Origin of the sequence: Burkholderia sp. MS389 (assembly GCF_016899425.1) — a bacterium.
Taxonomy (GTDB): domain Bacteria; phylum Pseudomonadota; class Gammaproteobacteria; order Burkholderiales; family Burkholderiaceae; genus Burkholderia; species Burkholderia sola.
On record NZ_CP045994.1, the window covers coordinates 3,118,386 to 3,131,290 of the forward strand.

12 protein-coding genes are annotated in these 12,905 nt (G+C 68.3%); 3 read left to right on the forward strand and 9 right to left on the reverse strand.

The annotated features are described in order from the left end of the window. Positions 1–230: 230 nt before the first annotated feature. The 3 genes from GJG85_RS14500 to GJG85_RS14510 form a co-directional block, all read right to left on the reverse strand. Complete coding sequence (locus GJG85_RS14500; protein ID WP_050016655.1) at positions 231–617, reverse strand: RidA family protein; 387 nt, start codon at positions 615–617, stop codon at positions 231–233. Between the two features lie 78 nt (positions 618–695). After that, positions 696–2,177: a D-aminoacylase gene (locus GJG85_RS14505; protein ID WP_204383418.1), complete on the reverse strand. Its 1,482-nt coding sequence runs from the start codon at positions 2,175–2,177 to the stop codon at positions 696–698. 2 nt (positions 2,178–2,179) lie between these two features. After that, entirely contained in the window at positions 2,180–3,118 is a 939-nt protein-coding gene (locus GJG85_RS14510; protein ID WP_050016658.1) for a MurR/RpiR family transcriptional regulator, read from the reverse strand. 118 nt (positions 3,119–3,236) lie between these two features. On the opposite strand from GJG85_RS14510, the gene GJG85_RS14515 reads away from it, so the two are divergent. Both GJG85_RS14515 and GJG85_RS14520 read left to right on the forward strand, forming a co-directional pair. Continuing rightward, positions 3,237–4,517 carry an amino acid deaminase gene (locus GJG85_RS14515; RefSeq protein ID WP_050016660.1) on the forward strand — a complete coding sequence of 427 codons (1,281 nt, stop codon included), beginning with the start codon at positions 3,237–3,239 and terminating at the stop codon, positions 4,515–4,517. A 157-nt stretch (positions 4,518–4,674) separates the two neighbouring features. Continuing rightward, complete coding sequence (locus tag GJG85_RS14520) at positions 4,675–5,256, forward strand: DJ-1/PfpI family protein (RefSeq protein ID WP_050016662.1); 582 nt, start codon at positions 4,675–4,677, stop codon at positions 5,254–5,256. Between the two features lie 138 nt (positions 5,257–5,394). Here the strand turns inward: GJG85_RS14520 and GJG85_RS14525 are convergent, their stop codons facing one another. After that, the gene (locus GJG85_RS14525; RefSeq protein ID WP_124557571.1) at positions 5,395–5,841 is read right to left on the reverse strand and encodes a MarR family transcriptional regulator; all 447 of its coding nucleotides are present in this window, start codon (positions 5,839–5,841) and stop codon (positions 5,395–5,397) included. Positions 5,842–5,895: 54 nt separating this feature from the next. Then, positions 5,896–7,491, reverse strand: a complete 1,596-nt coding sequence (locus GJG85_RS14530; RefSeq protein ID WP_204383419.1) for an MDR family MFS transporter — start codon at positions 7,489–7,491, stop codon at positions 5,896–5,898. A gap of 107 nt (positions 7,492–7,598) precedes the next feature. Between GJG85_RS14530 and GJG85_RS14535 the strand changes: the two genes are divergently transcribed. Further along, on the forward strand, positions 7,599–8,441 hold the full coding sequence (locus GJG85_RS14535) for an EcsC family protein (protein WP_124557572.1): 843 nt from the start codon (positions 7,599–7,601) through the stop codon (positions 8,439–8,441). Here the strand turns inward: GJG85_RS14535 and GJG85_RS14540 are convergent. From GJG85_RS14540 to GJG85_RS14555, 4 genes are all read right to left on the reverse strand, one after another. Beyond that, the gene (locus GJG85_RS14540; protein ID WP_204383420.1) at positions 8,411–9,373 is read right to left on the reverse strand and encodes an alpha/beta hydrolase; all 963 of its coding nucleotides are present in this window, start codon (positions 9,371–9,373) and stop codon (positions 8,411–8,413) included. The genes GJG85_RS14535 and GJG85_RS14540 overlap by 31 nt on opposite strands. A gap of 89 nt (positions 9,374–9,462) precedes the next feature. Continuing rightward, the gene (locus tag GJG85_RS14545; RefSeq protein WP_050016671.1) at positions 9,463–9,897 is read right to left on the reverse strand and encodes a CHRD domain-containing protein; all 435 of its coding nucleotides are present in this window, start codon (positions 9,895–9,897) and stop codon (positions 9,463–9,465) included. A gap of 329 nt (positions 9,898–10,226) precedes the next feature. Then, positions 10,227–11,000, reverse strand: a complete 774-nt coding sequence (locus GJG85_RS14550; protein WP_050016673.1) for a class II aldolase/adducin family protein — start codon at positions 10,998–11,000, stop codon at positions 10,227–10,229. Positions 11,001–11,237: 237 nt separating this feature from the next. Then, complete coding sequence (locus GJG85_RS14555; protein WP_050016719.1) at positions 11,238–12,860, reverse strand: phospholipase D family protein; 1,623 nt, start codon at positions 12,858–12,860, stop codon at positions 11,238–11,240. Positions 12,861–12,905: the final 45 nt, after the last annotated feature.

The following is a 12,905-nucleotide window of genomic DNA, read 5'->3' on the forward strand; positions in this document are numbered from 1 at the left end:
TGCATCTGCGGCTCGCTGTCGCAGTCCGCTCAGACAGGTGTCACGTCGAGGCCCGTTGGAAAAACTTCGTCACACAATGCAAAGTTCCGGGCCGCTCGCACCTACTTCAACCGAGTTGTATTTGAACGCCCTCCGCTCATCTGCTCGCCCTCGCATCGATCTCGCCAAATGCAAAAGGCCGGTGCACGTCCATGCACCGGCCTTGTTGTACAGCTTCCGCCCTCGCCGCGTTACTTCACCGGCGGCTTGTAAGCGATGCAATCGACCTCGACCTTGCAGTCGATGACCATGCTCGACTGCACGCAGGCCCGCGCCGGCGGGTTCTCGCCGAAGTACGACACGAACACCTTGTTGAACGACGCGAAATCGCGCGCGTCGTCGAGCCACACGCCGCAGCGCACGACGTGCTCGAGGCCGTAGCCGGCTTCCTTCAGGATCGCGATCACGTTCTCGATCGTCTGCTTCGACTGCGTGACGATCCCGCCTTCGACGACCTCGCCGTTCACCATCGGCGTCTGGCCCGACACGTACAGCCAGCCGTCGGCTTCGACCGCGCGTGCAAACGGCATCACCTGGCCGCCGGTCCCCTTCGCTTCGCCTACGCCATATCGCTTCATCGTTTCACTCCTCACATTTCGGTTACGGATGCGCGCGCCGGCTTGGGCACACGCGGAAGATCGGAACACACGCCGCGTTCAGAACGCCGCGTCGGCGCTGGCCGGCACACGCTCGCCGCGTGCGACGAAACCGCCGGCGCGCTCGCCGGTCGGCTGGCCGTTTTCGTAGGTCAGCACGCCGTTCACCCACACCGCGTCGATCCCGTGCGCGGGCTGTTGCGGCTTCTCGAACGTCGCCGCGTCGATCACGCTCGCCGGATCGAACAGCACGAGATCCGCGTGGTAGCCGACATGCACTTCGCCGCGCTTCGCGATCCCGTAGCGGCGCGCGGACAGCGACGTCATCTTGCGGATCGCCTCCTCGAGCGGCAGCAAGTTGGTCTCGCGTACGTAATGGCCGAGCACGCGCGGAAACGCGCCCCACAGCCGCGGATGCGGCAGCGGATCGTTCGGCAGGCCGTCCGAGCCCACCATCGTCGCCGGATGCGACAGAATCCGGCGCACGTCGTCCTCGGACATGTTGTGGTACACGGCGCCCGCCGGGCGAATGCGCTGCGCGGCTTCCTGCTCGGTCATGCCCCAGTCGGCCGCGATCGCCTTCAGCAGCTTGCCCGCGACTTCCGGATGCGGCTCCGACCACGTGATCGTGATGTCGATGTCACCGGTCACCTGCTTCAGGTCGAGCGTCGACGAACTGCGGCTGTACGGATAGCAGTCGCAGCCGACCGGCTGGTAGCGGCGCGCGCCTTCGAGCGACGCGAGCACCTCGGTGCTGCGCCCCCAGTTCGACGGGCCCGCGCACTTCAGGTGCGAGATCACGACCGGCACCTGCGCGTGGCGGCCGACGCGATAGGCCTCGTCCATCGCGTCGAGGATCGCGTCGAACTCGGTGCGCATGTGCGTCGTGTACAGCGCGCCGGCCTGGGCGAGCGGCTCGGCGAGCGCCATCACTTCCTCGGTCGGCGCCGCGAACGCGGAGCCGTACGCCAGGCCCGACGACAGGCCGAGCGCGCCGTTCGCGAGCGCCTCCTCGAGCTGCGCGCGCATGCCGGCGATCTCGCCGTCGGTCGCCGCGCGGTCGAGGCGGTCCATCTGGTTGTTGCGCAGCGCCGTATGGCCGACGAGCGCCGCGACGTTCACGGCCGGACGCGCGTCGTTCACGGCCGCGACGTAAGCGGCGAAGGTCGGGTACCGGAACGCACCGCGCTCGCCGAGCAGGTTCATCGGGTCGGGCGGATCGCCGGCAAGCGTCACCGGCGATGCGCTGATCCCGCAGTTGCCGACGATCACGGTCGTCACGCCCTGCGAGATCTTCGGGATCATCTCCGGCGCGCGGATCACGTGCGTGTCGTCGTGCGTGTGCACGTCGACGAAACCCGGCGCGAGCGCACGGCCGTTCGCGTCGACGACGTTTTCGGCGAGCCAGTTCGACAGGTTGCCGATCGCCGCGATCAGGCCGTTGCGGATCGCGACGTCGCGCGTGACGGGCGGCGCGCCGGTGCCGTCGTACAGCTGCGCGCCGACGATCAGCGTATCGGCCGCTTCGGGATGCGAATGCATGGTCAGTCTCCTACCGGTTGACGGTCGCCGCCGCCGCGGTGCGCATCGAGCGCGTGTTTGATGCGGCGCAGCGATTCCCGGCCCGCATCGCCGAGCCGCAATGCGACGCCGGTGACGAGCACGTCGATCGCCATCATCATCGCGTAGCGCGAGGTCGACGGCTTGTAGATGAAATCGGTTTCGAACGCGACGACGGGAATCAGGTGGTCGGCGAGCTTCGCGAGCGGCGACGCCGGCGCGGTGATCGCGATCAGCTTCGCGCCGTAGCGCTTCGCGAGCCGGCAGCTTTCGAGCAGCTCGGGCACGCGCCCGCTCACCGACAACGCGACGACGGCGGTGTCGCTCGACAGCGTCGCGGCCACCATCCGCTGCAGCAGGCTGTCCTGGTAGCTCGCGACCGGCCGGCCGAAACGCACGAGCCGGAAGCGCAGCTCGTCGGCCAGCGCGGTCGAGCCGCCGCCCTGCCCGTACACGTAGGTCATCTTCGCGCCGGCGAGCAGGTCGGCCGCCGCATCGAACGACGTGTTGCGCAGCAGCTGGTGGTTGTGCGCGAGCGCCACGCGAATCTCGTCGTAGACCATCGACGCGGGGCTCGCGTCGTCGGCCGGCGCGTCGTCGGACGGCACCAGGAAGCGCTGGCCGACGGCCGCCGCCTGCGCGACGAGCACCTTCAGTTCGCGCACGTCGCGGCAGCCGACGGCCTTCGCGAAGCGCGTGACCGTCGCGACGCTGACCTCCGCATCCCGCGCGAGCGCGCCGATGCTCGCATGCGCGGCGCGCGCCAGATCGGCGAGGATGAACGCGGCGACCTTGCGCTCGGCTTCGCGCAGCTCGGGCGCGCACTCGGCGATCCGCGCGACGATGTCGAGGACCGGCGGGGCGGCCAGCGCGGGATGAGACTCGGCGGCAAGCGGAGCGGACGGGGAAGCGGGCGCGTTCATCGACGGAAAGGGTGCGGAACTTGATGTTATTAAATAACATCACCGCGCCGATGCTACTTTCTGTACCATCTGCATGTCAACTTCAGTGCAATGCATAGTGATGATGGAGCGGGATGACATGAAAGTTACAAACTATCAGGAAGCGACGATCGATCCGTTCGGCAAGGGCCTGGGCAATGTGCCGAGCGCGAGCGTGCCGCTCGGCGACGCCGGCCGGCTCGAATGGAACCTGCTCGCGGAAGACGTCAGCCTGCCGGCCGCCGTGCTTTACGAGGATCGCGTCGAGCACAACCTGAACTGGATGCAGGCGTTCGTGCAGCAATACGGCGTCAAGTTCGCGCCGCACGGCAAGACGACGATGGCGCCGCAACTGTTCCGCCGCCAGCTCGACGCCGGCGCGTGGGGCATCACGCTCGCGACCGCGCACCAGACGCAGGCCGCGTATCACGGCGGCGTACGGCGCGTGCTGCTCGCAAACCAGCTGGTCGGCCGCCAGAACATGACGATCATCGCGGGGCTGCTGTCCGATCCCGATTTCGAGTTCTTCTGTCTGGTCGATTCCGCGGACAGCGTCGACCAGCTCGGCCGCTTCTTCGGCGACGCGAAGAAATCGCTGAACGTGCTGATCGAGCTTGGCGTGCCGGGCGGCCGCGCCGGCGTGCGCGACGCCGCGCAGCGCGAGGCCGTGCTGGCCGCGATCGCGCGCTATCCGGACACGCTGAAGCTGGCCGGCATCGAGCTCTATGAAGGCGTGCTGAAAGAGGAAGGCGAGATCCGCGCGTTCCTGCAGCAGGCGGTCGCGCTCACGCGCGAGCTGGCCGAAGCCGGCCGCTTCGCGCGCACGCCGGCGATCCTGTCCGGCGCCGGTTCGGCGTGGTACGACGTGGTCGCGGAAGAATTCAGGAAGGCATCCGACGCGGGCTTCGCGGAAGTCGTGCTGCGTCCGGGCTGCTACCTGACGCACGACGTCGGCATCTACAAGAAAGCGCAGACCGACGTGTTCGCGCGCAACCCGATCGCCCGCTCGATGGGCGAAGGGCTGCTGCCGGCGCTGCAGCTGTGGGCGTACGTGCAGTCGGTGCCGGAAGCCGACCGCGCGATCGTCGCGCTCGGCAAGCGCGATGCGGCGTTCGACGCGGGCCTGCCCGAACCGGCGCGCCACTTCCGGCCGGGCCGCGACACCGCGCCGCGCGACGTCGCCGCCACCGAAGGCTGGGCCGTCACCGGGATGATGGACCAGCACGCGTACCTGCAGATCCCGCCGGGCGCGGACGTGAAGGTCGGCGACATGGTCGCGTTCGACATCTCGCACCCGTGCCTGACGTTCGACAAGTGGCGCCAGGTGCTCGTGCTCGATCCGCAGTTCCGCGTGACGGAAGTCGTCGAAACCTTCTTCTGACGCACGCCGCGCGCGATGCCGCCCCGCCGCTCGCGCGCGGCGGCCGTCACGCGCGCTTCAATCGGCCGGAGTACACTGCGCTTTCGTCCTCGGGGCCCGTCGCGGCCGTCATGCACGGCGCGACCGGGCCTTCAACGCTGCTTCACTGGAGAAAGCCATGGCCGCGAAGAAGATCCTGTTCCTGACCGGCGATTTCGCCGAAGACTACGAAACGATGGTGCCGTTCCAGGCGCTGCAGGCCGTCGGCCACCACGTCGATGCAGTCTGCCCGGGCAAGCGCGCGGGCGACAAGATCAAGACTGCGATCCACGATTTCGAAGGCGACCAGACCTACACCGAGAAGCCCGGCCACCAGTTCACGCTGAACGCGGCGTTCGACGACGTCGACGCATCGCGCTACGACGCGCTCGCGATCGCGGGCGGCCGCGCCCCCGAATACCTGCGACTCGATCCGAAGGTGATTTCGCTCGTGCGCGCGTTCGCCGAAGCCGGCAAGCCGATCGCGGCGATCTGCCACGCGGCGCAACTGCTCGCGGCCGCCGACGTGATCCGCGGCAAGCGCATTTCGGCGTACCCGGCCTGCGCGCCGGAGGTGAAGCTCGCGGGCGGCGAATACGCGGACATCCCGGTCGACGCGGCCGTCACCGACGCGCCGTTCGTCACCGCGCCCGCGTGGCCCGCGCATCCGGCGTGGCTCGCGCAGTTCCTCGCGTTGCTCGGCACGCGCATCGAGCTGTGAACGACGTGAGATGAGTTGAAGTGAAAAGCCGGCCGGCGGCGGGCACGTTCGACCCGCTTGCCGCGCCGGCCACGATCGCCGGGGCGCGCGCCTTTCGTGCCGCCTCCCGATGCTTGTTGCGGCTTCCCTGCCTACCCTTTAGGGAGACGCCGGCGTCGATCCGACGTCCGCGATCCGCGACTCCAGCATCGCGAGCGCGCCCGACAGCGCATTCAGCACGTCGTCCGGCAGCTGCGCCATCGTCTGTTCGAGAAACGCCTTGCGGCGCGGCAGGCATGCGTCGAACGCGGCGCGCCCTGCGTCCGTCAGCGTGACGTTGGTCACGCGGTTGTCGCGCGCGTCCGATTCGCGCTCGATCCAGCCGAGCGCGTCGAGCGACTTCAACTGGCGCGTGAGCGCGCCCGGATCGATGCGCAGCACCTCGACGAGCTTCTTCTGCGACGCATGCCCGTCCATCGTGTGCAGCGCGACCATGATGCGCCAGCGTGGCATCGGCTGCCCGACGTGCGCCTCGAACGCGGTCATGAATGCGCGATACGTGCGTCCGAATTGCTGCAAGATCGCGACGCGGTCCTGTTCTTCCATGCGCTGATTTCGTTCCGGTGAATCGTTGAGTCGTCGAATCGCTCGCCCGATCGGTCAATCGGCCGCGACGTGCGGTTCGATCTTGCGCCGCAGCGCGATCGGCGGCACGCGACGGCACTGCCACACCGACACCACGGCGACGACCGCCGCCATCGCGACGCCCAGGTGAATCGCGCCGACCAGCGATTCGCGGGCCGCTTCCAGCAGCAGCGCGCCATTATGCCCGGCACGCGTCAACTCCGCGACGAGACCGCCCTGCGCCGCGCGATCGATCAGGATCTGCGGATCGGCGAGCCGCGCGTGCCACTGCATCGCCTGGTCGGCCGACAGCGCATTGCGCACGCCGCCCGAATACATCTGATTGACGAGCGTGCCGGTGAGCGCGGTGCCCAGCATCCCGCCGACCATCCGCAACGATTGCAAGAGCGCCGTCGCGATGCCGAGATGCTCGCGGCCGGCCGTCTGCTGTGCGAACACGGTCAGGTTCGGCAGCACGAAGCCAAGCCCGATGCCGCCCGCGACCATCAGCGCCATCAGCATCCAGGCCGGCGTCGCGTGGGTGGACACGACGATGCCCGCGCACGCGAGCGCGAACAGCACGAAGCCGACGTGCAGCATCGTGTTCGGGTTGCGAATGCGCGTGATGACGCGACCGTTCATGATGCTGCCGATCGTGATGAACACGACGAGCGGCGTGATCACGAGCCCCGCCTCCTTCGGCGACATCCCGAAGCCGCCCTGGAACAGCAGCGGCGCGTAGAACAGCAGCGAGAACATCGAGAAACCGGCGAGGATCGCGAGCACGAACAGCGCGGACAGCGCGCGGTTGCCGAACATGTCGAACGGCAGAATCGGCTGCGCGCAGCGCTTCTCCCAGTGCCACAGGCCGATGCCCGCCGCGACCGCGACGACGAGCAGCAGCGACGCCCAGCTCGCGGCGCCGTACTTCGGCAGCCATTCGACGAACAGCTGCAGCGCACCGAGCGACAGCGCGATCAGGAGCGCGCCCGGCCAGTCGAGCCGCATCTTGCGATCATGCTCGACGTGGCGCAGATGCGGCAGGTAGCGCCACACGAAGATCAACGACAAGATGCCGATCGGCAGGTTCACGTAGAACACCGAACGCCAGCCGAACGACTGGGTCAGGAAGCCGCCGAGCGACGGGCCGACCGCGTTCGCGATGCCGAACGCCGAGCTCATCAGCACCTGCCAGCGCAGCCGCACGACGGAATCGGGGAACAGATCGGGAATGCACGCGAACGCGGTGCCGACCAGCATCCCGCCGCCGATTCCCTGCAGCCCCCGCGCGAGCACGAGGGACAGCATGTCGTTGGCCATCCCGCACAGCACCGACGCGCCGGTGAACACGACGATCGACGCGATCACGAACGGCTTGCGGCCGTAATAGTCGCCGAGCCGGCCGAAGATCGGCACCGTGATCACGGAACTGAGCAGATACGAGGTCGCGACCCACGCATACAGGTCGAAGCCGCGGAGTTCGGCGACGATGGTCGGCAGCGCGGTGCCGACGACCGTCTGGTCCAGCGCGACCAGCATGGTGACGAACGAGATCCCGATCATCGCGAGCAGCGATTCGCGGAACGGCAGGACTTGCCCGCTCGAATGGTGGGCGGCAGTGTGGACGGCCATTTTTTGTCGATGCAACTTTTGCCGAGTCAAAGAATCTCAAAATTCTAGCACGCCGGAGTAATCTAGGCTGGCGATGGGTTCAGGGCCCGTTCACGCCAAGGAGAGAGATGGAACCGATTTCAATTTCCCCCGCCGCGACGCTGTCGCCGGAGGATCGGGACGCGCTGCGGCGCGCGAAGCAGGTGCTGGAAAGCCCGTCGCTGACGATGAAGCTGACGGGCGTGCTCGGCGCGCCGGTCGAGAAAATGATCGCGCGGCTGCCGGACTTCGCGACCGGCAAGATCAACGATGCGACGCAGCTCGCGCTGCGCAAGTGCCTGAACATCGCGCTGCGCACGCTCGGCAAGCCGCAGGCGCCGGACGCCGAACCCGAGAAGCCGAGCAACCTGCTGCACAAGCTCGCGGTCGCGACGACCGGCGCGGCGGGCGGCGCGTTCGGCTTTCTCGCGCTGCCGGTCGAGCTGCCGGTGACGACCACGCTGATCTTCCGCTCGGTATGCGACATTGCACGCAGCGAAGGCGAGGACCTGACGTCGGTCGATACGCAGCTGCAATGCCTGGCCGTGCTCGGCATGGGCGGCAACCCGGACAAGCAGGAGGAGGACGCCGATCTCGGCTATTTCGTGCTGCGCGGCGCGCTCGCGCAGGCGATCTCGAAGGCGTCGTCGGACATCACGGCCAAAGGCATCGCCGCGCACAGCTCGGCGGCCGTGTTCAAGCTCGTGCAGACGGTGGCGTCGCGCTTCTCGGTGCAGGTGACCGAGCAGATGGCCGCGAAGTCGATCCCGGCGATCGGCGCCGTGCTCGGCGCGACCGTCAACACGCTGTTCATCGACCACTTCCAGCAGATGGCGCACGGCCACTTCACCGTGCGCCGGCTCGAACGCAAGTACGGTTCGGTGGCCGTCAAGGCCGCCTATCAGACGATCGACGCCTCGCCCGCACGCTGAACCGCGCGCGCGACCGCGACGCGGCGCACGAACGCGGCCGCGCGGTCGAGCGCATCGCGCGCTTCCGGCACCATCGGCGCGTACAGCTGCCACACGTGCGGCATGTCGGGCCACACCTCGATTTCCACCTGAACGCCGGCCGCCTTCGCCTTGTCGGCGACGCGGCGCGAATCGTCGAGCAGCACTTCGGTGCTGCCGACCTGGATGTATAGCGGCGGCAAGCCCGCGAAGTCCGCATGGAGCGGCGACGCGTACGGATGCGTCGCCGGCGCGTCGCCGAGATACAGCTTCGCGGCCTTCGGCAGCGCGGCGGCCGCGAACATCGGGTCGCGGCCGTCGTTGCTGCGCATCGTGTCGCCGGTGCCGGCCAGGTCCGTCCACGGCGAGAACAGGATCGCGCCGGCCGGCAGCGGCTCGCCGCGATCGCGCAGCGCGACGAGCGTCGCGAGCGCGAGGCCGCCGCCCGCGGAATCGCCGCCGAACACGATCGACTCGGGCGGCGTGCCGAGCGCCAGCAGTTGCCGGTACGCGGCGAGCGCATCGTCGAGCGCGGCCGGGAAGCGGTTTTCGGGCGCGAGCCGGTAGTCGAGCGAGAAAGAACGCACGCCCGCGCGCTTCGTCAGCCCGAACACCAGCGGGCGGTGGGTTTTCGTCGAACAGAAGTAGTAGCCGCCGCCATGGAAATACAGCAGCGTGCGGCCGGGCACGCGCGCCGCGCTCGAGTCGGTGCGCTCGAGCCATTCGCCGCGCAGCGGCGCGTCGCCCGGGCCGTAACACTGGCGCAGCCGGTAGCCCGACGGCGCCCGGCGCGGCACGATCATCCGCAGGTCGGTAAAGCGCCGGGCACGCGCGGGGTCGAGCACCTCGCGCGTGGTTTCCGGACGAAACTGCCAGCGCAGCAGCCAGCAGGCGAACTTGCTTTGCCAACTCATCGGACGCACTCCGTCATCGCAATGTGACGATGGTACGTGCGAACGCTCCCGCGTCGCTCGACAGGTGCCTCTACGCCACACGCCGGCGCTCAGTTCGCCGGCATCATCTGCCCGCGGATCTCGCCCGACGGGTGTTCCTTCGTATGAAGGTTGAAGTACCACCTGCCGCCCATCAGGTCGGTGACCTGCTCGTCGGTGAGCGCCTTCGAACCCTTGATGGGGCTCGCCAGCTCGTCCTTCGGGATCGGCACCTGCACGCCGGCGTTCTGGCCGACCGGCGCGGGCCCGTGGAAATGCGCGGCCGTGGCCGGCCCCGTGAGGTGTTCGTACGTGACCGTCCACTGCAGCAGGCGGGTGGCCGTGTCGTAGGTGGCGGCGACGGCGCCCGAGCCCTTGGTCGCCGTCGGCGGCACTTCGCTCGACGGCTGCAGACTGGCGGACAGGCGCACCGTCTCGGCAGCGGCGCTGCCGGCGGCCAGCACACCCGCGAATAACGCGACCTGGAGCAAACGCAGCTTGAGCATGGATTCTCCTTGTACGACGTGGTACGCCGCCGGAACGGGGGCGCTACGCATGATGGTAGTCGATCGCCGCCGCGCCGACAGTCCGCCGAACGGCCATGCTGCGAATCGCCGCACCGCCTGTCGGCGCACCGCGCACGGCCGACGATCCTGCGCGACGCCGCTCGCGCCAGTCTGCGTCACGCTGGAACAGACCTTTGCAGCCTGACGGCTGAATCCATGCGCGGCCTTTCGCTACACTTCGTTCCACAGTTGCTTGTTTCCTTCGTCCGAAGGAGTCTGCGAGTATTCACGCGGCCACCCGGCCGCGTTTTTTTTGCATGCGCCGCGCCTCATGCACGATAGCCGGGATCGATCCGGTCGACGATCCGCTGCAGCGCGTCGAACGCGTCCTGCCCCGCGCCATGCTTCGGGTCGAAATTCAGCGAATCGCGCACGCACCCTTCGAGCACGAGCGGCGCAATCGGCAGCGCATCGCCGATCGCCTGCGTCGCGACCTGCACCTCGCACGCACGGTTGAGCAGCCACATCAGCGAAAACGTCTGCGCGAGCGTCGCGCCGATCGTCACGGGCCCGTGGTTGCGCAGCAGCAGCACGGGCCGCCCGCCCGCGCTGTCGACGATGCGCCGGCCTTCCTCGAGATGCACGGTGATGCCCTCGAAGTCGTGATACGCGATCTTCCCGTACAGCTGCGCCGAATAGAAATTCGAGAACGACAGCCCGTCGCGCGAACAGCACACGGCCATCGTCGGCGTCGTGTGCACGTGCATCACGCAATGCGCATCGGGCAGCGCCGCATGGATCGCGCTGTGGAACGTGAAACCGGCCGGATTGATCGGCCAGTCGGAATGGCCGATCACGTTGCCGTCGATGTCGATCTTCACGAGGTTCGACGCGCACACCTCGCGGTAATGAAGCCCGAACGGGTTGATCAGGAAATGACCGTCCTCGCCCGGCACGCGCAGCGAGATATGGTTGTAGATCAGCTCGGTCCAGCCGAGGTGATCGAAGATGCGGTAGGCGGCCGCGAGCTGCACACGCGCCTGCCATTCGGCTTCGGAGAAGCGCGCGGGGCGCGTGAACGGCTGGTTCGGTACACGTTGCATGGGGAACTCCGGTTGCGGGCGACGCGCGGCCGCGGCGAGCGGCGCCGCGCATCGTCCTCGTCTGCCGGCGCCGCAAGCGATGCGTGCGCCGCGTATCGCGCAGGTGCGGCGCACCGTTCCGGCCCGCATTGTGCGATCCGCCGGCGCGCTTCACGATACCCATATCGTTGCGCGCACAACCATATCATCTTTCCCCGCGCACCGGTATCGCGGGTTTTGCCGGAGCCGTTCCCGCCCTTACAACTGGTCGTCGACCGGCAGCAGCGTGAAGATGCCCGTCATCACGTTGCGCAGCAGCCCCGCATGCGGGTCGACGTGATAGGTGGTCGTCTGGCCGCCTTCGGTGCCCGTCCATTCGAGCGCGGGCGGGCTGCCGTCGGTCCGCTTCGCGAGCGTGACGCGGTAGCTTTCGTCCGGCTGCGTCACGCGCGCGAAGATCGCCTCGGCCTGCTGCGCGAGCACCGGGCTGTGGATCACGAGCGCGAGCTCGGTGTTCAGGTACGCGGAACGCGGGTCGAGGTTCAGCGAGCCGATCACGAGGATTTGCCGGTCGATCACGTACGCCTTCGCATGCAGGCTCGCACGCGAGCGCGACCCGAACAGCCGCGCGGGCTGCTGGTCGGGCTGCGACTTGAATTCGTACAGCTCGACGCCGCGCTGCAGCAGCGGCACGCGGTACGGCGCATAGCCGGCCTGCACCGCGACCGCATCGGTCGCCGCGAGCGAATTCGTGACGATCGCGACGCGCACGCCGCGCGCGGCCGTATCGCCGAGGATCTTCACGCCGGCGTCGTGCGGCACGAAGTACGGCGAAAACGCGAGGAATTCCTTCTGCGCGCCGCGCGTCAGCTCCGCCAGGCGCTGCATCGGCGGGCTCACGTAGGTGCCGGTCGGCCGCGCGACCTTGGTCGGCGCATCGACCTTGAATTCGGCCGGCGCCCACACGAGTTCGAGTTCGTCGCGTGCGATCTGCCGTGCGAGCGGCGTCGCGTTCAGCGGCTTCGCGTTGTACGGATCGGCATTCTTGCGCCAGTGGTCGCGCAACTCGTCGCGCATCGCGTCGAGATCCTTCGGATCGAACTTCTGATGATTGAGCACCCGCAACGGATAGCTGCTCGCGCTCGCCCAGTATTCGTCGAAGCTCTTCGAGATGTCGTGGGTCACGGGGCCGGCCGCCAGCACGTCGAGATCGCGGAACTGGAGCGTCGGGCTCGCACTGAAGTATTCGTCGCCGAGATTGCGGCCGCCGACGATCGCGAGCTGGTTGTCCGCGATCATCGCCTTGTTGTGCATCCGGCGCGTGAAGCTGTCGATCCGCGTGAAGAAGTTGGCCGTGCGCTCGACCACGCCGCGCTGCGATGCGCCGAACGGGTTGAACACGCGGATCTCGATGTTCTGGTGCGTATTGAGCGCAGCCATCACGCGGTCGATATCGTCGAAGTTCAGGTCGTCGACCAGCATCCGCACGCGCACGCCGCGATCGGCCGCGTACAGCGCCGCGCCGAGCAGCAGCTTGCCGGTCGTATCCTCGGTCGCGATGTAGTACTGCATGTCGAGCGTCTTCGTCGCCGCCCGCGCGAGCGCGATGCGCATCTGCAACGCGGTGGCGCCGTCGGCCAGCAGCCGGAAGCCCGACTGCCCCGGATGCGCGGCTTCCGGCGCGGCCAGCGCAGCGTGCAACGGTGTCGCGGTATCGGCCGACAACGCGTGCGAGACGGGGCGATCGAGCGAGGTGGCGGGCGGATGCGTCGCGCACGCGGCGAGCGGCAGCAGCGCGCAGACGATCAGCGCGCGGGCCTGGCGGCATGCGGCGCGCCACGACGGCGTGGCCGGTGCGCGCCGGATCAGGGACGTGAGCACGAAAGCTTCCTCGACAGTCGGATCAATGGGCACGTCATCGCCGCG